Source organism: Brucella tritici, from assembly GCF_008932295.1.
GTDB lineage: Bacteria > Pseudomonadota > Alphaproteobacteria > Rhizobiales > Rhizobiaceae > Brucella > Brucella tritici.
This window is the reverse complement of the sequence record NZ_WBWA01000001.1, coordinates 202,213-222,992: the sequence shown is the minus strand read 5'-3', so window position 1 is coordinate 222,992 and position 20,780 is coordinate 202,213. Positions and strand designations below refer to the sequence as shown.

Here is a 20,780-nt window from a genome sequence, read left to right as displayed (position 1 = left end):
GAGGGAAACGATCATGCCTTTAAAGCCCGCCCGCGAAATATTCATCACCGCCGCCGTCACCGGTGCCGGAGCCACCACGCACCGCTCGAACAAGGTGCCGATCACGCCGCGCCAGATCGCGGATGCGGCCATTGAGAGTGCCGAAGCGGGTGCCGCTGTCGCGCATATTCATGTGCGCGATCCGGAAACGGGTGAGCCATCGCGCAAGCTGGAGCTTTTCCGCGAGGTTGTGGACCACATCCGGGCGTCTGGTGTCGATATCGTGCTGAACCTGACGGCAGGTGTCGGCGGCGATCTGGTCTTTGGGTCGGCAGAAGCCCCGCTGCCGCCCGATGCCGCCAAGACCGATATGGCGGGCGCAACGGAACGGCTTGCGCATGTTGCTGAACTCTTGCCGGAAATCTGCACGCTGGATTGCGGCACGATGAATTTCGGTGAAGGCGATTATGTGATGACCAACACGCCCGCCATGCTCAGGGAAATGGCCGGGCAGATACAGCGGCTTGGCGTGCGCCCGGAGATCGAGATTTTCGACACCGGCCATCTGCCGCTCGCCCAATGGCTGCAACAGCAGGGCCTGCTTGATGACCCGGTTCTGGTGCAGCTGTGCATGGGTATTCCATGGGGCGCGCCGGACGATCTGGCGACGCTGGTATCCATCCTCCACAACCTGCCGGATAACTGGATTTTCTCGGCGTTCTCCATTGGCCGTAATCAGTTGCCTTATGCGGCCCTTGCCGTGCTGGCGGGTGGCAATATCCGTGTGGGGCTCGAAGACAATATCTGGCTCGACAAGGGCGTTCTGGCGTCGAATGGCGATCTGGTCGAACGGGCCAAAGCCATCGCCGTCAATATGGGAACGAAGGTTCTGACGCCTGCTGAAGTCCGCGAAAAACTCAAGCTTACAAAGCGCTGGTGAAATCCATGAACAGCCATTCTCCCAAGATTGCCTGCATCGGCAGCGGCGTCATCGGCAGCGGCTGGGCCGCACGCTTTCTGCTGAACGGTTTCGACGTTGCTGTTTACGATCCGTCGCCCGATGCAAAGGCGACGACCGAACACATTCTCGATAATGCGCGCAAGGCGCTGGCAGCGCTGACCACCGTGCGCCTTCCGCAGGAGGGGCAATTGTCGTTTTCCTCTTCGCTGGCGGAGGCGGTGGCAGGCGCGGTGCTTGTTCAGGAAAGCGTGCCCGAGCGTCTCGACCTGAAACTTGCCGTGCTGGCGGAGATTGAAGCCGCTTGTGCAGACGATGCACTGATCGCTTCGTCCACCTCCGGTTTTCTTCCAAGCAAGTTGCAGGCTGGGTTACGGCATCCGGAGCGCCTCTTGATCGCGCATCCCTACAATCCCGTTTACCTGTTGCCGCTGGTTGAACTGGTGCCGGGAGGCAAGACTTCCGTATCGACAATCGAAAGTGCGTCCGCGCTCTACCGCCAGACCGGAATGGAGCCGGTCGTGCTCGAAAAGGAGATCGACGCTTTTGTTGGCGACCGGCTTCTGGAAGCGCTGTGGCGCGAGGCATTGTGGCTCGTGCGTGACGGTATCGCCACGGTCGAGCAGATTGACGATATCATCCGCTATTCGTTCGGGCTTCGCTGGGCGCAGATGGGGCTGTTCCAGACCTATCGCATTGCCGGTGGTCCGGCAGGCATGCGGCACTTCCTGGCCCAGTTCGGGCCTGCGTTGCAATGGCCATGGACGAAGCTGACAGATGTGCCCGATCTCGATGACAGCCTCATCAACCGCATCGCGGACCAGTCGGACGCGCAAAATGAAGGGCTTTCAATTCGCGATCTGGAGCGGATTCGTGACGAAAATCTGGTCGCGATCATTCGCGCTCTCGCGCATCAGCAAAATGGCAAGGGTTGGGGCGCAGGCGCGCTTCTCAACGCCTATACAGCACGGCTCGATGCGGCTGCGGGTTCTTCCAAGGCAGGTTCCGGTCCATTGCGCCTACTGGATGCGCGCGTCATCCCGGAATGGATCGACTATAACGGACATATGACCGAGCATCGTTATCTTGATGTATTTGGCCAGACGACGGACAGGTTTCTGGCGCATATCGGTGTGGACGAAGCCTATCTGAAATCCGGTCACAGCTACTACACGGTCGAAACCCATATCATGCATCGCGGCGAGGCCAAGGCAGGCGATGCGCTGCATGTCGAAACGCAGTTGCTCTCCTTCGACGAGAAGCGCGCACATGTCTTTCACAGCCTCCGGCGTGGCGATACGGAGATTGCCAGCGCCGAGCAGATGTTGCTTCATGTCGACAGCAAGGCGGGCAAGGCGGTCGCTGCGAAGACCGAAATTCTGGCCGTATTGGAGGGGCTTTCTCACACACACCGCGAGATGCCGACACCGATTGCTGTCGGTCGACATGTTGGAAGACGAGGCTGAACGACGTCTATAATTTTCAGTAGGATCCAAGGTGCTGATCCAAGATCGGCGCTTTGGGTTCTGTTATGCTTGACATTTAATCAATCGATTGATTAAATCATGATATGAGCAAAACGAAACATGCAGGACAAGAGCCTCCGTCACCTTCGGTCGATCAGACGCGGATGGCGCTGATCCATGCGGCCTTGCAACTGTTTGGTTCGAAGGGCTTTGACGCCACATCGACCCGCGAGATTGCCGGGATGGCCAAGGCGAATATCGGTTCCATTGCCTACCATTTCGGCGGCAAGGAAGGGCTGCGGCTGGCGGCGGCAGACTATATTGTCGAAACGATACAGGGCATAGCGGGGCAGGCGCTCGGGCACCACGGTGTGATCAGTGCGCCTGCCGAAACGAAGGAAACGGCCCGTCAGCAGCTTGGTCTGGCGCTGGAGCGGATGACGTATTTCATCGTCGCACAACCGCAATCCGGCGAGATCGTCCAGTTCCTTTTGCGTGAGCTGGCGCATCCGACGGCGGCGCTCGATCGCATCTATTCCGGTGTTTTCGAGCCAACGCACAAAAGGCTGTGCGCCATCTGGGAAGTCGCGACGGGCGAACCTGCCGAGAGCGAGGCTACGCGGCTTCTCGTCTTCACCCTGCTTGGGCAGGTTGTTTATTTCCGCATTGGCCGGGAGGCGGTGAAACGGCGCATGGGCTGGTCCACGATGGGTGCGGAAGAGGCGGCGGCTGTTGCGGCAATCGCACGCCAGAATCTCATGGCTATTCTTGCAGCGAAGGACGCCGCCAAAAACGGCGAGGTGTTGGCATGAGCATTCTCTGTATGGTTCCTTTTGCTTCTTATCTCTTCGCCGCATGTAGTGCGCAGCCTCTTGCCGTTGGTTATGTTGAGGGTGAATTCGTGCAGCTTGCACCGCTGGAAGTGGCGCAGGTTCAGTCCGTTGCCGTCAGGCGTGGTGATCGCGTCGAACCGGGCAAGCCGATAGCAAAGACGGAGGACACGGACGCAAAGATCGCCGTTGCGCAGGCCGACGCGGCGCTGGCGCAGGCCCGCGCGCAACTGGCGGATTTGCAGGTTGGCAAGCGTCCCGATGAAATTGCAGTTCTGGATGCGGCCGTCAGGACAGCAAAGGCACAGGCAGACGATGCCCAGAGAACGCTTTTGCGTACGCAGGACCTGACCAAACGCGGGGTGATGACGCAGGCACAGCTTGACGACGCGGCCACCAAGGTGGAAGTGGCTGAGGCCTCGATCAATCAGGCCACAGCCAATCTGGCGGTTGGTCGCTTGCCCGCGCGCCCGGAAGAGATCAAGGCGGCGGAAAATGCCGTCAAGAGCGCCGAAGCGCAGCTTGATTCCGCACGCTGGCATCTGACCAAGCGAACGATTGAAGCACCCGCGCCGGGCCGGATCACCGATGTCATCCGTAATCCGGGCGATATTGCGGGTCCGTCCGCACCGGTGCTGACCATGTTGCCGGACGGTGCGGTCAAGCTGAAGGTCTATATTCCGGAAGACAAGTTTTCGGCGGTGCGGGTGGGCGATATGCTGTCCGTGCGCTGCGATGGTTGCGCGCCTGGCCTGCAAGCGCGTGTGAGCTATGTTTCGCCCGATCCCGAGTTCACACCGCCCGTCATCTACTCGCTTGAAACGCGCCAGAAGCTTGTCTATCTCGTCGAGGCGCATCCGGTCGATCCCGCATCGCCTCTGCAGCCCGGTCAGATCGTGGATGTCGATCTGGCTGCCCGATAGGCGGAGGTGGCAATGTCGAACGCTATCGATGTCAAAGGTCTCGTCAAGCGGTTCGGTGACGCTACGGTCGTCGATCATGTGAGCATGTCGGTGGCCGAGGGCGAGATTGTCGGCTTTCTGGGGCCGAACGGTTCGGGCAAGACGACCACGATCCGCATGATGTGCGGGCTGCTGACGCCCGACGAGGGCGAAGGGAAGGTGCTGGGTTTCGATCTTCGTACCGAAGGGCTGAAGATCAAGCGCGAAGTCGGTTACATGACGCAGCGTTTTTCATTCTATGAAGACCTGACCATTGCCGAAAACCTTGAATTCGTTGCGCGTCTCTACCGGTTGAAGCCGGTGAAGGAACATGTGGCACGGACACTTGAGGAACTGGGCCTGACCTCTCGCGGAGACCAGTTGGCGGGCACGCTTTCCGGCGGCTGGAAGCAGCGGTTGGCACTGGCGGCCTGTATCATGCACAAGCCAAAGCTTCTGCTGCTGGATGAGCCGACTGCCGGGGTCGATCCGAAGGCACGGCGCGACTTCTGGGACGAGATACATCGCCTCGCCGATGGCGGGCTGACTGTGCTCGTCTCAACCCATTACATGGATGAAGCCGAACGCTGCCACCGCATCAGCTATATTTCCTATGGCAAGCTATTGGCGACGGGAACCGTCCGGGACGTCATCGATAAAGCGGGACTGACGACCTTCATCGTCAACGGTCCGACGCTGGGCGAAGTGGCGCGCGAACTGGAGGGTGAACCGGGTGTCGAGCAGGTAGCGCCATTCGGTGCGACACTGCACGTCGTGGGGTCCGACAGGGCGAAGCTTGAGGCAGCTCTGGAAAAGATCAGGCATCGTGAGGGCGTTACCGTCGAGGCAGGTGAAACCAGCCTAGAGGATGTGTTCATCCAGTTCATGGCCAATGCCCAGGACAATATGTCGAAGGGCAGAAATTCCGGGAGCAGCAAGCAATGAATGGCTGGTTCTCGTTTGAGCGTCTTGGCGCAATGCTGGTGAAGGAATTCATCCAGATGCGGCGTGACCGCATCACCTTCGCCATGATGCTGGTCGTGCCGTTGATGCAACTGCTGCTCTTCGGCTTTGCCATCAATAATGATCCGAAAAGCCTGCCGAGCGCGCTGGTTGTAACCAGCCAGGATCATTATACGCGCGCCATGATTTCCGCTCTGGAAGCCACGGGCTATTACCGCTTTAACCATGTCGTGCAAAGTGCGGCGGAAGCCGAGGCACTGATTGCCAATGGCACGGTTTCCTTCGTGGTGACGATCCCGTCGGATTTCGCAAGGCGTGTCGATGCAGGCGAACAGCCGCAAATTCTGATCGAAGCCGATGCGACCGATCCGTCAGTGGCAAGCGGTGCCGTTTCCACGCTTGGAACCGTCGCAAGTCAGGCACTCCTGCGTGAACAGGGCAAGCAGGCTGAGGCTGCAGATGCCGCGCGAAGCCAGCTACAGGTCATTGTGCATCGGCGTTATAATCCGGAAGGCGTGTCGCAGTATAATATTGTTCCCGGTCTGTTGGGCGTCATCCTGCAAATGACCATGGTGATGATGACAGCCATGGCGCTGACCCGCGAGACAGAACGCGGCACGATGGAAAACCTGCTTGCAATGCCCGCCACGCCTGCCGAAATCATGCTGGGCAAGGTTCTGCCATTTTTGGTCGTCGGCGGCGTGCAGGTTGTGGTCGTGCTGGTCGCGGCCAAGCTTCTGTTCGGCGTGCCTTTTGTGGGATCGCTGGCGCTTCTGCTGACCTGCGTGCTGATTTTCGTCCTGTCGCTGGTCCTGCTCGGCTACACGATCTCGACGGCTTCGCGCACACAGATGCAGGCCATGCAGCTTACCTTCTTCTTCTTCCTGCCATCGCTGATGCTGTCCGGTTTCATGTTCCCGTTTCGGGGTATGCCCGATTGGGCGCAGGCGCTGGGCGAGATTTTTCCGCTGACGCATTTTCTGCGGATCGTCCGTGCCGTTATGCTTAAGGGCGCGCACCTCTCCGACATTGCCGGAGAAGTGAACGCCCTCATATTCTTCGTGTTCCTGTTTGCGTCGCTGGCGCTTCTGCGCTTCAGGAGAACGTTGGATTAGCAGGCTGATGGAGCCAGCGCTGTTTTCGGGCGGCGAGACAGTGTGAACAATAGTCCTGCCGCTGCCAGAAGGCCGCCTGCGACGGGAATGGCTGCATAGCCATAGCCTGCGCTGATGACGCCGCCGCCAAGGGCCGCGCCCACCGCATTGCCGAGGTTGAACGCGCCGATATTGATCGACGATGCCAGCCCCGGTGCTTCCGATGCAGCCTGCATCACGCGGGTCTGAACCGGAGGAACGATGGCGAAAGCTGCCGCACCCCAGGCGAGCAGGCCGATTGCCGCACCGATATGGCTTCCCAGCAGGAACGGCAGTGCCAGACTGATGATGGCAAGCGCTGCAAGAAATATCCGCGTAGCACCATTGAGCGACCAGTCTGCGAGGCGTCCGCCGAGCGCGTTGCCGATAGTGAAGCCCACGCCGATAAGAATGAGCGCCAGCGTCACGAAACCTTCCGAAGCGCTTGTAAGGTCGGCCAGTACAGGCGCTACATAGGTGTAGAGCGTGAACATGGCACCAGCGCCCATGACGGTCGTTGCGAGCGACATAAGCACGGTCGGGCGCATCAGGACGCCGAGCTCACGACGGATGTCGGGCATCTTGCCTGCCTCGCCACGCGGCAGCGAAAGCCAGAGCGCCGCGATGGCGAGCAGACCCAGAACAGCAGTACCGGCGAACGACATGCGCCAGCCGATCTGCTGGCCAATCCAGGTCGCAGCCGGGACGCCGCCGATATTCGCAATCGTCAGACCCATGAACATGGTGGCAACGGCGCTTGCCCGCTTTTCAGGCGGTACAACGCTGGCAGCAACAATGGAGCCAAGCCCGAAAAACGCACCGTGATTGAGGCTCGTTACCAGGCGCGCTGCAAGCAGCGTCCAGTAATCCGGCGCAAGAGCCGACAGGATGTTGCCGAGCGTGAATATGCCCATCAGCAGCATCAGGGCCGTGCGTTTGCCGAACCGCCCGAAGGCAAGCGTCATGATCGGTGCGCCAACCATCACGCCGATGGCATAGGCGCTGACCAGAAGGCCGGCGGTCGGGATGGAAACGTCAACCCCGTCGGCAATGACCGGCAGCAGACCCATCGGTGCAAATTCCGTGGTGCCAATACCGAAGGCACCGATTGCCAGCGCCAGAAGCGGCCAGTTGAAACCGGCCGCCTTCGTTGCGCTGTCGTGAGACGTCATCGTGCTCATCATAATCTCCGTTATTTGTCCCAGACTGGAGCCAGCCCTTCAGGGCTGACCAGTCGTCCATCGGGGCGGGCGAGTTTGGAAATCGCCGTCATGTCTTCAGCACTGAGCTCAAAGTCGAAGATGTCGAAATTTTCAGCGACACGCTCGGGCTTGGCCGTCTTGGAAAGGGCGATGAAGCCGCGTTCAATCAGCCAGCGCAGACCGACCTGAGCGGCAGTCTTGCCGTATCGGGCGCCAATGGCCTGCAAGACGGGGTCGCGCGGCACTGCGCCATCAGCCATGCCGTAATAGGCGGTGATGGCAAGGCCTGCTGTCTTTGCGGCTTCTGCTACGGCATTCTGGTCGAGATAGGGATGAACCTCGATCTGGTTGGTGACGATGGGCGCGGCACTGCGAAGGATGGACTCTTTCATCTGTGCGACATTCTGATTGCTCACGCCGATGAAACGCGTCTTGCCTGCCGCTTGCACAGCGTTCAGCATGTCAATCTGGTCGGCAATAGCCACCTTGTCGGCAGGCCAGTGCAGAAGCAGGAGGTCGACCTGATCCACTTTCAGCTTGTCGAGGCTTTCGTCGACGGATGCGCTGAATTTTTCGGGGCTATAATTATCGACCCAGACTTTTGTGGTGAGGAACAGGTCTTCGCGTCGCGCGCCTGCCTTTTCCAGTGCGCGCCCGAGGGCAGCCTCGTTCTGGTAGATCTGCGCTGTATCGAAATGGCGGAAGCCAGCTTCCAGCGCTGCCGGAATGACGTTTTCCACTTCCGCGTCCGTCATGCGGAAAACGCCGAAGCCGAGCGCGGGTATGGCCGCGCCATGTGCGTTCACGATTTTCATATTATCTCCTGTCGATTGGCCTTCGGCGTTTCGCGGGGGAGCGCGAGCTTGGGAGGCTCATGCTTCGGGCCGTCATCTTGTTGATCCTGTACCAAGCAATTTTCGGTCAGGTTTGATTTCGTGAAGCAGAAATAGGATAATCGCGTGGGCTTGAAAATCCGCTCGGAATCCACATTATCTGTGAAACAGTTTCACAGATGGAGCGGGCGATGGATAATCGCGTTGGCGAAATGCAGGTCTTTTTGCGGGTGGTGGAAACGGGCAGTTTCTCCGAAGCAGCCCGTCTTCTGCGTATGAATCCTTCGACCATCAGCAAACTCATATCCCGTATCGAAGCAAGGCTTGGTGTGCGGCTTCTGGAGCGCTCGTCCCGCCGCCTGTCGCTGACGACCGAGGGGCAGATTTATTATGAGCGTAGTCAGGGGCTGCTGCGCGATTTCGAGGAAGTCGAACGCGAGCTTTCGCAAGGTTCTGCGAGCACGGGCGGCACCGTGCGCGTCAACGCTTCGGTGGCATTGGGCACGCTGGCGCTGGAGCCTTTGTTGCCGGAATTTCTGTCGGCCTATCCGAATATCGTGATCGACCTGTCCCTGTCGGATGAGCTGGTTGATCTTTATCTTGATCGCACCGACGTGGCTTTCCGCATCGGCACCTTGCCGAATTCCAGCATGATGGCGCGCAAGCTTGGCACGGCCCGGCGCAAGATCGTGGCGGCCCCCGCCTATCTGGAACGTTGCGGTACGCCGTTGACCATAGACGACCTTGCCGATCACAATTGCATCGGTTTCAATTTCCGCCGTGCAGCACCTGTCTGGCCGCTGAAGGAAAGCGGTCGCATCGTGGATCGCGCGGTCTACGGTTCACTGCTGGCCAATAATGGGGAAACGGTCAGGCGCATGGCTGTCGCGGGACTGGGGCTCGCTCGGATCGGCGATTATCACGCACGGAACGACCTCGCTTCCGGCGCACTGGTGGAGGTTCTGGCCGAGGCGGTCGAAAACGATATAGAGGAAGTACACGCCGTATTTCTTGGCGGTGCGCGACTGCCGCAGCGGGTCCGTGTATTCCTTGATTTTGTAGTGCCGCGTTTGCAGACCTATCTTGCAGCCTAGTAGGGCCGATTTGCTCGAATCATCGGCGATGATCCCCGGAAACGTCGAATTTCCGGTGCAAAACACGTGCTTCATCCAAAATAATTAGGTTTCCGATAGCCTAACGATTTCAGTTTGTTGCTGATGCGCACCCCTATGTTCACGGGTTAGTGCTCCGCTTTTGTGTTGACTATTAACACTCCGTTAACCACAGTTTGTTGCAATATGTTACAAAGCGTTATCATCCAGTTGTCAGAACGAGGTGTGGATTGAACAAAAACCGGCAGACCAGACAGCAATCCTTGCAGGCAAGGGGGAGGTCTGCCGTGGCTGACATGACGTCGTTCTGGGGGCTGATGCGCGCCTATTGGGTTTCCGACCGCTGGAAGGAAGCCTGGGCTCTCACCATCGCAATCTTCCTGATGACGGCCTTCGTGAGCAAGACTACCGTATGGGTGGCCGAGGCTTCGGGCCTGCTGATGAATTCTATTGTTAACGTCAACACTGCGCCTGTTCAGCATCCTCTCATAACCATTGCCGCCAATGCAGGCGTTCTTGTTCTGCTGATGCTGGCAAAGGACGTAATGCTGGTCGGTTCCCGCCATTTCCTGTCCACCACGCTGCACCGTAAATGGCGCAAATGGCTGAACGACCAGTTCTCCACTGCGCTTTTAAACGGCAAGCATACGCATTTCCATCTGCAACAGGGCAGGGGCAAGGATCAGCCGGACAATATCGATCAGCGCCTGCAGGAATCGATCAAGGGCATGACTGGTGGCGCCATCGGCCTCGTCATGGGCATTGTCGGCGTGTTCCTGTCTGCTTTCTTCATTGGCCAGAAGCTGATTGAAATGTCCACCCACGTAGAGGGACTGGATTTCCTCGGAAGCTATGGCAGCGCCGTTCTGGCCTTTGCTGCAATCGTGATCTATGTCCCGCTCGGAACGCTGGTCGCGATCAAGATCGGCAAGCGTCTGGAGCGCCTCAATCTCGGCATCCAGAAGGCCGAAGGTTCCTATCGTGGCGAATGGACGACGCTGCTGCGTCGCAGTTTCCAGATTTCTGCATCCGGTGGCGAGGCCGTCCAGCGGTCGGTCAATGACCGTCTTTACAAGGATGTCGATGGCACATGGAACCGGCTTAACCGTTTCGATGCTGCCTATCTCGCTTTCTCGCAGGCCTATGGCTTTCTCTCCAACCGTATCGTTGCCTATATTCCGGGCCTTCTGCCTTATATGAGCGGCTCCGTCAGTTTCCGTAACTATGTGACGGGCGCGGAACTCGTCGCTGCGATGATCAATGATTGCTCGTGGTTTATTCAGGTCATGCCGGCAATTGCCAATCTGCGCGCCAATGCGGGCCGCGTGATCGGCCTCGCGCAGGCCATCGAGAATGTTCAGGATCCGACGGAATTTTACAGCCGCTCCGGTATCAATCGCTTCGCTTTTGCCGAACAGCATCCGCGTTTCGGCCTGTCGGTACGCAATCTCACCCTCATGCAGGGAGCGGACAGCGAAGCAGCGTTCCTGCGCTCTGGCGTGATCAATATTCGTTCAGGCGACTGGGTCTATATGCGCGGTGAATCCGGTTCGGGCAAAACTTCCTTCGTAAAGGCGCTGAATGGCCTGTGGCCATATGGCACCGGCGATATCATCTATCCGCAGAAAGCCACCTCGTTTTATGCGACCCAGGAGGCCAAGTTCCCCTCCGTCTCCTTGAAGCAGCTTGTCAGCCTGCCCACCGATGAGAACCTGTTCAGTGATTTGGCTGTTGCTGCTGTGCTGCACGAGGCGGGGTTGGGCGAATTCATCGAGCGCATGAATGACGCCGATGCCGATGGCACGCCTTGGGACATGGTTCTTTCCGGAGGCCAGAAGCAGAAGATCGTGCTGGCGCGTATTCTCTTGCACAAGCCGTCGGTCATTTTCCTCGACGAGGCAACCGGAGCCCTCGATCCGGCTTCCAAGATGCGTTTCCATGAGGCGCTGAAGACACGCTGCCCGCAAGCTATCGTCATCAGCATCATGCATGAGGACAAGCTGCCGCAGCTCGAAAACGGCCAGAGCGTCTATTCGCACGTGCTGGACATCCGCAACGGCTATGTCTCGCTGCGTCCGGTCCATTTCGATACAATGCCGGACGTGGCTGCGGAAACGCCTCTTATCGCCGCCGAATAAAGCGTGTCTTACCGGCTGAAACACCGTCAGGTTGCAAAAGTCTAAATTTGGACTATATTCTGATCTGGACGATCGGAGGCAATCATGGCCAGAAGCAATGCGGTGTTGAAGTCAATGATAGGCAAGGGACCGGATATTCTCGATGCGGCCCGCTTTTCTCCGCATTCGCGCAAGCGGTTGAGCGGACCGGGCCTGCGCACCTTTCTTGCTATTGCCGATCTCTGGGGGCTGGACGAGCAGCAGCGGCTTATGGTGCTGGGACTGCCTTCAAGATCAACCTATTACAATTGGGTGAAGGCGGTGCGCGAGCATCGCGAAATCACGCTGGATGTGGACGTATTGATGCGCTTGTCCGCTGTGCTTGGCATTCATCAGGCGCTGGGCGTGCTTTATTCCGATGAGAAAGCTGGCATCCGCTGGCTGCACACGCTCAACCAGTCCGGTGTCTTCGGCGGTCATCCGCCGTTGAGCCTGATAACGAGCGGTCTGCAGGATGGCTTGCTGACGGTTCGCCGGTTTCTGGATGCGGCGCGTGGCGGCCTTTACATGGAGCCGAACGAACTGGATCGCGCGTTCCGGCCTTATCGGGATGAAGACGTGGTGTTCTCGTGAGGCGCAATCCTGCTCCACAACCAAGCTATCGTCTGATCCCGTCGCGGTTTCCGCCGATTGGTCTTTTTGATACCGTTGCTACCGCTGCCGATCTGGAAGCGGTGATGGAACTGGCAGGCTGGACGAACGATCGTCTTCTGAGTGAACGATTGCAGCGCCTTCCACACGAGGAATGGGTGTTCGGCAGGCTCAATTCCAGCATCATCATGGCGACGTTTCTGCATGTGGCGCCGGGCGGCATGCGCTTCAACGGTCCTGAGCTTGGCGCCTGGTATGCGGCGGCGCGGTTGACCACGTCCGTCGTCGAGGTTGCGCACCACATGCGTCGCGAAACCGTTGCAACGCGGCAGGACGGTCTGGCCCGTACATTTCGGGTCTATGCGGCGAAGCTGGAAGAGGATTTCGTCGATATATGCGGCGAGCAGGCAACATTACCTGCCGTCTATGATCCGACAGATTATGCCGCTTCACAGAAGTTCGGCGAAGAAATGCGCAAGGGCGGCGAGTTCGGAATTCTGTTCGACAGTTTGCGCCACGAAGGCGGCATCAATGCAGTTGCGTTTCGTCCAAGCCGTATCGCTGAGGTAACGCAAGGCGACCATTATGAAATCACGGTCGAAAGAGCATCGCCGCGCATTCAGGCGAAGAAGCTTAGTGCCTGAAAAGGCAGGCGTCGCCGCCTGCCTCGGCTAGTCCGATTATGACCAGCCATATTCCTCATCGAGATCCTGAAACTTTTTCAGATCCACGATGTCGCAATATTGCTGATACGTAATCATATCGCTGGCGCGGGCTTTCGGCGTACCGTCACGCTTGAGAACTGACAGCGTATCGCTCACTGCCTTGACCGCCGAGAACAGCGTTGAAAGCGCATAGAACACGACGTTGAAGCCCATCTGTTCGAGGTCGGTGGCCGTCAAAGCCACGGTTTCGTTGCCGTCGACAATGCTGACGACCTTCGGTCCTTCGACGTGGCGGGCGACGGCTTCGACTTCCGCAATAGTCTTGATGCCATCGACAAAGACAAGATCGACACCCGTATCCTGATACATTTTCGCGCGACGGATCGCTTCTTCCGCTCCAGCCGCAGGCATGGCGTCGGTGCGGGCGATCAGGAGCAAGTCCTTGTCGGCGCGCGCCGCAATCGCGCATTTGAGGCGACGCACATTTTCTTCTGCCGGGATCAGCCGGATACCGGCAAGCTGGCCGCAGCGTTTCGGCGCCATCTGGTCTTCCAGATGAATGGCAGCGACGCCGGACTGGATATATTCCTCCACCGTGCGCACGATATTGGCCGGGCCGCCGTAACCAGTATCGGCATCGGCGATGACCGGAATATCCACCACGCGGGTCATATCCCGCGCATGGGTTGTCATTTCTGTCTGCGTGAGGAGACCCAGATCGGGCGTGCCGAGGCGGCTTGCCGTCGCACCGAACCCGGTCATGTAGATGGCCGGAAACCCTGCCTGCTGCACAAGGCGGGCGGTCAGCGGATCGGGTGCACCCGGCGCCTGAATGATGCGACCGGTTTCGATGAGGTTTTTCAGGGCCTTTGCCTGCGTCATCGTCGTCTCCTTATCGCCCGCCCGAAACGTCAAGCACGACGCCTGTAATATAGGCCGCTCCCGGCGACAGCAGCCAGATGGCCGCGTCTGCAACTTCATCGGCAGTTCCAAGCCGCTTCAATGGAATGAGGTCAGCCATTTTGGCGATATTGGCAGGATCGGCAAAAACATCCTTCTGGATTTCCGTGTCGATCACGCCGGGCGCCAGTGCATTGACGCGGATTTCCGGCGCGAGCTCCTTGGCAAGCGCGTAGGTGTAGGAAGCGATTGCTCCCTTGGTCGTCGCATAGGCGATATTACCGACCATGCCGCCAGTACGACCGGCGATGGAGGACAGGCCGACAACCGATTTATTCGGCTTCTTGCCCTGATTGTTGAGGAAAGCGCTGGAAACGTAGAACACGCTTTTCAGATTGACGGCCAGCACGCGGTCCAGCTCATCGGCATCGAATTCCTTCACGGTCATGCGCTGGCCGATAATGCCCGCATTGTTGACCAGGTGGTCGATGCCACCCCATTTCGTGGTGATATGGTGCGCCGCGCGATCAACGGCGGCCTTGTCGGAGACATCCACAATGGCCGTCAGAACCTGCTCGCCATGTTTGTCCGCCATTTCCTGCAGGCGAGCGCCGTTCACATCCCAAAGCACGACCCTGGCCTTGAACGCGATGAGCTTTTCGGCAACGGCTTTGCCAATGCCTGATGCGCCGCCGGTAATGAGCACCACCCGGTCCGCAAAAAAATCGGCCGGAAAGGCTGTTGGATTCGTCGTCATGAAATCTTCCTCCTCGAAGAAAGGCGTCGCTTTGCGCCCACGGGTCGCCGAAGAGAATCCGCGGACTCAACCTTTCGGCAACGGTAGCTTTAAAAGCCATGGACCGGCTCCTCTGTCAATCTAGGGTACAAGATTTTGTATTCTACTTGTAAAGTTGCTGTTTGCACGCTAATCATTGCAATGGGAGTGAGACGATAACGGCCGGATCTGTGCCAATGGCCTGTCCGTGATCGGGATTGCCTGTCTGCTGGAAACATGCCGGAATGGCCCCGGCTCCGTTTCCGCAGATAAAGCTCTGAACGGGAGAGCGCATCATCACGTGTCAGCTCCCGCAACGATTATTGCATGCCGCTCATGCTGGAATGTGAGCGGAGACCTGGGAGGACATCGTGGTCAATTCCACTCTGAGTGCGGTCGGCGCAACGCCCGACCTGCGCGACAGTACCATTCGCAAGCTCAATCTGCGGATCGTTCTGTTCTGCTTTATCTGCTTCATCGTCAACTATCTCGACCGTGTGAATATAGGCTATGCCGCGCTTCACATGAACAATGATATCGGTCTGACGCCTTATATGTTCGGCGTTGGTGCGGGCATTTTCTTCATTGGCTACATGCTGTTCGAAGTGCCGAGCAACATGATGCTGCACAAGCTCGGCTCGCGCGTCTGGATTGCGCGCATCATGGTCACGTGGGGGCTTGTGTCTTGCGCCATGGCTTTCGTGCAGGGCCCGGTTTCGTTCTACATCCTGCGCTTTCTGCTGGGTGTCGCAGAAGCCGGTTTTGCACCGGGCGTTCTGCTTTATCTCACCTACTGGTTCCCGGCCAAGGAACGTGGTCGCGCAACGGCCTTGTTCATGACGGCAACCGTGCTTTCCATCGTTGTGGGCGCACCGTTCTCCGGCTGGCTGATGGATGCGGGCGAGGGGCTTTTCGGTCTGCACGGCTGGCAGGCGATGTTCATTCTCGAAGGAATTCCCGCCGTGCTCCTCGGCGTCGTGACCTTCTTCTATCTGGTCGACAGTCCTGAAAAGGACCAGCGCTGGCTGACAGCGGAAGAACGCGCATGGTTGATGGCCGAACTTGCCAAGGAAAATCAGGGCAAGCAGGCCGATACCCGTCATTCGCTGAAAGAAGTGTTCAGCGATTACCGCGTCTGGCTTCTGACGCTGGTCTATATGTTCAACGGTATCGCTGTTTACGGCGTCATCATGTGGCTGCCGCAAATCGTAAAGAGCCTTGGCGACTACACTGCGGCACAGACTGGACTGATCTCGGCCATTCCGTTCGTGTTTGCCGCGATCGGACTTGTCGTGATTTCACGCAGTTCGGACCGTACCGGTGAGCGCAAGATTCACACGGCGATTGCCGGCCTGTTCGGCGGTATCTTCCTTGCTGCCAGCGCGCTGGCTCCGTCGCCGATCATGAGCCTCGTGCTCCTGTCGGTCTGCGCGTTTTTCCTGTGGTCCTATCTCGGCGTGTTCTGGACGCTGCCGACACAGTTCCTGTCCGGCGCTGCTGCCGCTGGCGGACTTGCGGCCATCAACGGCTTCGCGCAGCTTGGCGGTTTTACCGGACCGTATCTGGTCGGATGGGTCAAATCCACCACTGACAGCTTCTCGTTGTCGCTGCTGGCCCTGTCCATCTTCCCGATCCTTGGATTCTTCCTCTGCATGAGTCTCAAGGCCAAACGGGACTAATCAGAATGACGGGCCCGGTCTTCGACTGGGCCCGTTATCGTTGACGAGTGCAATTTGAATGCGGTTTCAACCGCTCTATACGTCGCAATAAGGCGTCTGTAAGATTCGGACATGAGAGAGATTCGAGGCAAGGGCAAGAAGTCGCTGGCAAGCAGCATCGCCGAACGTATTCGCGGTGCGATTGTCGATGCTGAGTTTCAATTCGGAGAGAACCTCTCCGAGGACATGCTCGCTGCGGCCTTCGATGTCAGTCGCACGCCGGTACGCGAGGCGCTCAACATCCTGCAGATGCAGGAACTGGTTCACATCGTTCCAAAGTCCGGCACCTATGTTTTTACGCCAACGCAGGAAGATATAGCCGAACTATGTGATTTTCGCGTCGGGCTGGAAGATCAGGCCATGCGGCTGGCGCTGATCGGCAATCGCAAGAAGCTCGTCTCTCAATTGAAAAAGCAGTACGACCTCATGCGTGCAGCGATAGATGAAGACGATCTGCGCGCCTATGGGCGTTGCGACACCGAGTTCCATCTGGCTTTCTTCCGTGTCTGCGGCAACCGTTATCTCGCCCGTGCCTATGACAGTATTCTTGGGCGCGTTGCGGCGTTGCGGACGCATCTTGCCATCGGTGCGGAGGGCGAGCCTGCGCGGTCCTTCGCCGACCATGCCGCGATCATCGAGCTGGCCGATGCCGACAAGCCGAAGGAATTGCGGGAAATACTGGAGGCGCACATCATGCGCACCAAGACTAATTACCTGAATGCTTTCAACCGGCTGCCCCGTCAGCCTGGCGACAGCCGCACCATGCGGCTGCGCCGACAATTGTCGCTGACGAACGAGTAACAAGCCCTTCAGATCAGACGGCCCACTCCACATCTGTGGTAAAGGCGATGGTCAACCAGCGGTCTGGTCCTTCGCCGCCGAGTGCATCACCGATTTCGTCGCGCAACGCATCCCATTCCTCGAGCTTTCGTGGCGGAAGGTCGGGCGGTACGATGAAATAGAGTTCGATCTGCTTGCCGCGACCGACCTTGGCGACATAAGCGCGGTAGGACAGAAAGCCGTTGCGCTTGACGAACTCTCCAGCAACCGCATCGACATGCTGCTTGAGATCAACGGGCGTGACCAGGAATATGTCGGCCAGAGCCTGTTTGATTGTGCCGATGGGCATGGGAATGATGACAAGACAAACGACTGCCAGAACTGCCGGATCGATATAAGGCGTCAGCCAGCCGAGTTCTGTTCCCTCAATGGCATAGCCGACTGAAAAGGCGATCAGAAGTGCCGCGGTTATGCCGCCGGACATGATCCAGGCTTTGGCATCAAGTGCGACGAAATCTGATTTCAAGGTTCGGTTTGCACGCATTTCAAGGAGTGCCATGCCGAGACACGCAATCAGGGCAATGACGGCATAGAAAATCGCGTAGCTGAATTCGAGATCGCGTCCGCCATCCATCAGGCTGCCGACTGCATTGATGAGCGCGTAGATCGCAACGCCGGTAAGCATCACGCCATTGAGGCCAAGTACCATCGGTTCGAGATGCCAGAAGCCCATTGTGAAGCGATCACGCAATTTTCCGCGTGGCTGTTCCGGCAAGGCAGAAAGGGCGATGAGACGCGAGACGAGGAGGGCAAGCCCACTCATCGCAGCATCAGCCAGCATGTAAACGCCATCGAATACGATAGAAAATGAGCCGGATAACAGGCCGAAAACGACGCCGAAGCCAGCAACCAGAATAGTAACCGCTATGGAAATTTGAAGAATAGATTGTTCACTGCGCAATTTTTACTCCGATATAAACCGCATGCAACGCGGTTTGGTTTCGGGGGCGCATTTCTGCGTGCTGAACCAATTCCGCGTTGCACGACAAATCTACACCAGTGGCGTGAATCTGACAAATCGCGTTAAATTTTGGATATTCCTAAGCCCATTCGGGCACGCGGGTCGCGGACTCCCTCAGGATCAGTTCGACGGGCCATAATTCATGGATGTCGGTGGCTGCGCGTCCGTCGAGTATATCCATCAGGAGATCGGCGCAGCGTTTTCCCGCTGCTCGCATCGACGAGCGGGTTGCAGTCAGGGATGGCACCATATTGTCAGCGCTCAGGAACGAGATCACATCATCATGGGCGATGACGGAGATATCCTTGCCGATGGTCAGGCCGAAAGAGCGTGCGGCCCGGTATATGCCGAGCGCAGTCATCATGGAACCGGCAACAAACGCTGTCGGGCGCGGATTACGCTCCAGAAGCTTGCGCGCAAGACGGTAACCGATTTCATCCGTGAAATCGCCGTGCTCGACAAGTTCCGGATCGAAGGCAATGCCTTTGCTTTCGAGCGCCTTCCGGTAGCCTTCGTCGCGGTGAAGCGAGAAGGTGAAGCCGTAGCGACCGTTTATCATCGCGATGCGACGGTGGCCGAGGTCAAGCAGATGGGCTGTTGAGCGATAAACCGCGCCTTCATTATCGATGTCGAGCCATGCATGAGGAATGTCGGTTTCAGAGCGCCCATGCACGAGGAATGGCATGCCCAGTTCATGCAGCATGCGGATGCGCTCGTCATTGGGTTTTGGAGACGTCACGATGATAGCATCGACACGGTGGCTGGTGGCGAGGCGCCGACAGAGTTGCACTTCGTCGTCGGTGCCGTTGTTTGCAATCGGGCTGACGAGAATATCGACTTCATCCTGACTGAGCCGTTCCGCCATGCCGCGCATGAACTCGGCGAAGTGAAACTCGCTGTTGCGGCCCATCACCACGCCGATTGCACCGGCACGTCCGGTAACCAGCCTGACCGCATTGACATTGGGCCGGTAACCGAGACGCACTGCCTCGTCCATGACCCGCTTCCGCGTGCTTTCCGCCACTTCGGGATAGCCGCTCAACGCCCGGCTGACGGTCGTGGCTGAGAGGCCGAGATGTTTGGCGAATTCACGGAGCTTCATTTGGCTTTCGAATTATTCAGGCAGGCAAGGCAGCGGATTATAGCCGCTTCCTTGCGATTAACAATTGGTCGGTTGAGTTCTTTGAACTGCTGCAACATATAGGGTGCACGAAATCCAAACCGATTTCAAGTTTGTTTCAATTTTCATTTTGGCACGTTTGAGAAAGCATGCCCCTTAAGCGCTAAGAAATACCGATTGAGAATGGTAATATATTGAATTTACAATATATATTGGGTGATGAGATGTGAGATGGAATAGCGTGCAAAATCTGCTGCTTGACAGAAATGCGGTCCTCTGCAACCTTTTCGTCATCCAAACCGTTTTCGATTTTATCAAACCGCTTACAGAATGGATGGGAGGAGGGAACTATGAAGGCATTCCAAGGTATACTCGCGGCTTGCGCGGCTTTTGGCCTGGCGACGGTAAGCGCCCATGCGGTGGAGATTTCCATTGCGGCCAATTCAACGGGCAATAACATCAAGTTTCTGCAGGAGCAGATCGTCAAGTTCGAGAAGGATACCGGCAACAAGGTCAATATCGTCTCGATGCCGCCATCGAGCAGCGAGCAGTTCAGCCAGTATCGCCTATGGCTCGCGGCAGGTAACGCCGATATCGACGTCTACCAGACGGACGTGGTCTGGGCGCCGCAACTATCCGATCAGTTCGTCGATTTGACGGAAGCGACCAAGGATGTCACGGGCGCGCATTTCCCATCTATTATCGCGTCACAGACCGTGAACGGAAAGCTGGTTGCGCTGCCATTCTATACTGATGCTCCGGCACTTTTCTATCGCAAGGATCTCCTCGAAAAATACAACAAACAGGTTCCCAAGACCTGGGATGAGATGACGGCGACTGCTAAGGAAATCATGGACAAGGAGCGGGCCGAGGGAAAGTCCGATCTCTGGGGCTTTGTGTTTCAGGGCAATGCCTATGAGGGCCTGACCTGTAATGCGCTTGAATGGGTGAAGTCGTCCGGAGGCGGCCAGATCGTTGAAGCCGACGGTACGATCTCCATCAACAATGAAAAGGCAGCAGCGGCGATCGATCGCGCCAAGGGCTGGATCGGTTCGATTTCGCCACAGGGCGCGCTTGCTTATCAGGAAGAGGAATCGCGCGGCGTCTGGCAGACTGGCAATGCCGTCTTCATGCGCAACTGGCCCTATGCTTATGCGCTCGGCAACAGTGCCGATAGCGGCGTGAAAGGCAAGTTCGACGTCGCGCCACTGCCTGCCGGTGCAGAGGGCGATGCGCCATCCTCAACGCTCGGCGGCTGGAACCTTGCCGTTTCAAAATATTCCACCAAGCAGGATGCGGCCATCGCGTTGGTCAAATATCTCGCATCGCCGGAAGTGCAAAAGGTGCAGGCCGTCGAAATTTCGCGTCTGCCAACCATTCAAACGCTTTATGATGACAAGGATGTCATTGCAGCGCAGCCTTTCATGGCCAATTGGAAGCCTATCTTCCAGAATGCCGTGCCGCGCCCATCGGCTGCGACGAAGGTGAAATATAACGAAGTCTCGTCAAAGTTCTGGACTGCCGTGCACAAGACGCTCTCGGGCAACGGTACGGCTGCGGAGAATCTGGAAATGCTTGAGGTCGAGCTGACTGAGCTGGAAGGCTCCGGCTGGTAG

General features: G+C 57.8%; 19 protein-coding genes. 13 read left to right on the top strand and 6 right to left on the bottom strand.

The features are described from left to right. The first annotated feature begins 13 nt into the window (after nt 1–13). The 6 genes from F9K91_RS01020 (at nt 14) to F9K91_RS00995 (ending at nt 6,252) form a co-directional block, all read left to right on the top strand. Entirely contained in the window at nt 14–919 is a 906-nt protein-coding gene (locus F9K91_RS01020; protein WP_104755611.1) for a beta-keto acid cleavage family enzyme, read from the top strand. A gap of 5 nt (nt 920–924) precedes the next feature. Then, a complete protein-coding gene (locus tag F9K91_RS01015) occupies nt 925–2,403 on the top strand; it encodes a carnitine 3-dehydrogenase (RefSeq protein WP_151556986.1) in 1,479 nt (492 codons plus the stop codon). Nucleotides 2,404–2,507: 104 nt separating this feature from the next. Next, complete coding sequence (locus tag F9K91_RS01010) at nt 2,508–3,215, top strand: DUF1956 domain-containing protein (protein WP_151556984.1); 708 nt, start codon at nt 2,508–2,510, stop codon at nt 3,213–3,215. Next, the gene (locus F9K91_RS01005; protein WP_151676958.1) at nt 3,212–4,156 is read left to right on the top strand and encodes an HlyD family secretion protein; all 945 of its coding nucleotides are present in this window, start codon (nt 3,212–3,214) and stop codon (nt 4,154–4,156) included. The genes F9K91_RS01010 and F9K91_RS01005 overlap by 4 nt, the downstream gene beginning before the upstream one ends. Before the next feature lie 12 nt (nt 4,157–4,168). Then, nucleotides 4,169–5,119, top strand: a complete 951-nt coding sequence (locus F9K91_RS01000) for an ABC transporter ATP-binding protein (RefSeq protein WP_151676957.1) — start codon at nt 4,169–4,171, stop codon at nt 5,117–5,119. Then, nucleotides 5,116–6,252, top strand: coding sequence for an ABC transporter permease (locus F9K91_RS00995; RefSeq protein ID WP_151676956.1), 1,137 nt, complete (start codon nt 5,116–5,118; stop codon nt 6,250–6,252). Before F9K91_RS01000 ends, F9K91_RS00995 begins: the two co-directional genes overlap by 4 nt. Here the strand turns inward: F9K91_RS00995 and F9K91_RS00990 are convergent. Next, nucleotides 6,249–7,451 carry an MFS transporter gene (locus tag F9K91_RS00990; protein ID WP_151556976.1) on the bottom strand — a complete coding sequence of 401 codons (1,203 nt, stop codon included), beginning with the start codon at nt 7,449–7,451 and terminating at the stop codon, nt 6,249–6,251. The two genes, F9K91_RS00995 and F9K91_RS00990, sit on opposite strands and share 4 nt — an antisense overlap. 11 nt (nt 7,452–7,462) lie before the next feature. Next, nucleotides 7,463–8,287 carry an aldo/keto reductase gene (locus F9K91_RS00985; RefSeq protein ID WP_151653131.1) on the bottom strand — a complete coding sequence of 275 codons (825 nt, stop codon included), beginning with the start codon at nt 8,285–8,287 and terminating at the stop codon, nt 7,463–7,465. Between the two features lie 209 nt (nt 8,288–8,496). Here F9K91_RS00985 and F9K91_RS00980 point away from each other — a divergent pair, with 209 nt between their 5' ends. The 4 genes from F9K91_RS00980 to F9K91_RS00965 all read left to right on the top strand — a co-directional run bounded on the left by F9K91_RS00980 (nt 8,497) and on the right by F9K91_RS00965 (nt 12,829). Next, nucleotides 8,497–9,399 carry a LysR family transcriptional regulator gene (locus tag F9K91_RS00980; RefSeq protein ID WP_061346684.1) on the top strand — a complete coding sequence of 301 codons (903 nt, stop codon included), beginning with the start codon at nt 8,497–8,499 and terminating at the stop codon, nt 9,397–9,399. Between the two features lie 305 nt (nt 9,400–9,704). Next, on the top strand, nt 9,705–11,555 hold the full coding sequence (locus F9K91_RS00975) for an ABC transporter ATP-binding protein/permease (RefSeq protein ID WP_167522139.1): 1,851 nt from the start codon (nt 9,705–9,707) through the stop codon (nt 11,553–11,555). An 84-nt stretch (nt 11,556–11,639) separates the two neighbouring features. After that, nucleotides 11,640–12,167 carry an MbcA/ParS/Xre antitoxin family protein gene (locus F9K91_RS00970; RefSeq protein ID WP_151556968.1) on the top strand — a complete coding sequence of 176 codons (528 nt, stop codon included), beginning with the start codon at nt 11,640–11,642 and terminating at the stop codon, nt 12,165–12,167. Continuing rightward, nucleotides 12,164–12,829, top strand: a complete 666-nt coding sequence (locus F9K91_RS00965; RefSeq protein ID WP_151676954.1) for an RES family NAD+ phosphorylase — start codon at nt 12,164–12,166, stop codon at nt 12,827–12,829. The genes F9K91_RS00970 and F9K91_RS00965 overlap by 4 nt, the downstream gene beginning before the upstream one ends. A 36-nt stretch (nt 12,830–12,865) precedes the next feature. On the opposite strand, the gene F9K91_RS00960 is transcribed toward F9K91_RS00965, so the two are convergent. Next, the gene (locus tag F9K91_RS00960; RefSeq protein ID WP_151676953.1) at nt 12,866–13,732 is read right to left on the bottom strand and encodes an isocitrate lyase/PEP mutase family protein; all 867 of its coding nucleotides are present in this window, start codon (nt 13,730–13,732) and stop codon (nt 12,866–12,868) included. A gap of 10 nt (nt 13,733–13,742) precedes the next feature. Beyond that, a complete protein-coding gene (locus F9K91_RS00955; RefSeq protein WP_151676952.1) occupies nt 13,743–14,507 on the bottom strand; it encodes an SDR family NAD(P)-dependent oxidoreductase in 765 nt (254 codons plus the stop codon). Nucleotides 14,508–14,896: 389 nt separating this feature from the next. Between F9K91_RS00955 and F9K91_RS00950 the strand changes: the two genes are divergently transcribed. Then, nucleotides 14,897–16,204: an MFS transporter gene (locus F9K91_RS00950; RefSeq protein WP_151676951.1), complete on the top strand. Its 1,308-nt coding sequence runs from the start codon at nt 14,897–14,899 to the stop codon at nt 16,202–16,204. A 111-nt stretch (nt 16,205–16,315) separates the two neighbouring features. Beyond that, nucleotides 16,316–17,044 (top strand): GntR family transcriptional regulator, encoded by a 729-nt coding sequence (locus F9K91_RS00945; RefSeq protein WP_151555037.1) that lies wholly within the window; start codon nt 16,316–16,318, stop codon nt 17,042–17,044. A 13-nt stretch (nt 17,045–17,057) separates the two neighbouring features. On the opposite strand, the gene F9K91_RS00940 is transcribed toward F9K91_RS00945, so the two are convergent. Further along, nucleotides 17,058–17,984: a cation diffusion facilitator family transporter gene (locus tag F9K91_RS00940; RefSeq protein WP_151676950.1), complete on the bottom strand. Its 927-nt coding sequence runs from the start codon at nt 17,982–17,984 to the stop codon at nt 17,058–17,060. A gap of 139 nt (nt 17,985–18,123) precedes the next feature. Then, complete coding sequence (locus F9K91_RS00935; protein ID WP_151676949.1) at nt 18,124–19,146, bottom strand: substrate-binding domain-containing protein; 1,023 nt, start codon at nt 19,144–19,146, stop codon at nt 18,124–18,126. Between the two features lie 368 nt (nt 19,147–19,514). On the opposite strand from F9K91_RS00935, the gene F9K91_RS00930 reads away from it, so the two are divergent. Continuing rightward, the gene (locus tag F9K91_RS00930; protein ID WP_151676948.1) at nt 19,515–20,780 is read left to right on the top strand and encodes an ABC transporter substrate-binding protein; all 1,266 of its coding nucleotides are present in this window, start codon (nt 19,515–19,517) and stop codon (nt 20,778–20,780) included.

Excerpts from the sequence above, each read along its gene's own strand:
- F9K91_RS00990 (WP_151556976.1), bottom strand. The coding sequence starts at position 7,451 with ATGAGCACGATGACGTCTCACGACAGCGCAACGAAGGCGGCCGGTTTC.
- F9K91_RS00955 (WP_151676952.1), bottom strand. The coding sequence starts at position 14,507 with ATGACGACGAATCCAACAGCCTTTCCGGCCGATTTTTTTGCGGACCGG.
- F9K91_RS01015 (WP_151556986.1), top strand. The coding sequence starts at position 925 with ATGAACAGCCATTCTCCCAAGATTGCCTGCATCGGCAGCGGCGTCATC.
- F9K91_RS00970 (WP_151556968.1), top strand. The coding sequence starts at position 11,640 with ATGGCCAGAAGCAATGCGGTGTTGAAGTCAATGATAGGCAAGGGACCG.
- F9K91_RS00935 (WP_151676949.1), bottom strand. The coding sequence starts at position 19,146 with ATGAAGCTCCGTGAATTCGCCAAACATCTCGGCCTCTCAGCCACGACC.
- F9K91_RS01010 (WP_151556984.1), top strand. The coding sequence starts at position 2,508 with ATGAGCAAAACGAAACATGCAGGACAAGAGCCTCCGTCACCTTCGGTC.
- F9K91_RS01000 (WP_151676957.1), top strand. The coding sequence starts at position 4,169 with ATGTCGAACGCTATCGATGTCAAAGGTCTCGTCAAGCGGTTCGGTGAC.
- F9K91_RS01005 (WP_151676958.1), top strand. The coding sequence starts at position 3,212 with ATGAGCATTCTCTGTATGGTTCCTTTTGCTTCTTATCTCTTCGCCGCA.
- F9K91_RS00985 (WP_151653131.1), bottom strand. The coding sequence starts at position 8,287 with ATGAAAATCGTGAACGCACATGGCGCGGCCATACCCGCGCTCGGCTTC.
- F9K91_RS01020 (WP_104755611.1), top strand. The coding sequence starts at position 14 with ATGCCTTTAAAGCCCGCCCGCGAAATATTCATCACCGCCGCCGTCACC.
- F9K91_RS00980 (WP_061346684.1), top strand. The coding sequence starts at position 8,497 with ATGGATAATCGCGTTGGCGAAATGCAGGTCTTTTTGCGGGTGGTGGAA.
- F9K91_RS00930 (WP_151676948.1), top strand. The coding sequence starts at position 19,515 with ATGAAGGCATTCCAAGGTATACTCGCGGCTTGCGCGGCTTTTGGCCTG.
- F9K91_RS00945 (WP_151555037.1), top strand. The coding sequence starts at position 16,316 with ATGAGAGAGATTCGAGGCAAGGGCAAGAAGTCGCTGGCAAGCAGCATC.
- F9K91_RS00995 (WP_151676956.1), top strand. The coding sequence starts at position 5,116 with ATGAATGGCTGGTTCTCGTTTGAGCGTCTTGGCGCAATGCTGGTGAAG.
- F9K91_RS00960 (WP_151676953.1), bottom strand. The coding sequence starts at position 13,732 with ATGACGCAGGCAAAGGCCCTGAAAAACCTCATCGAAACCGGTCGCATC.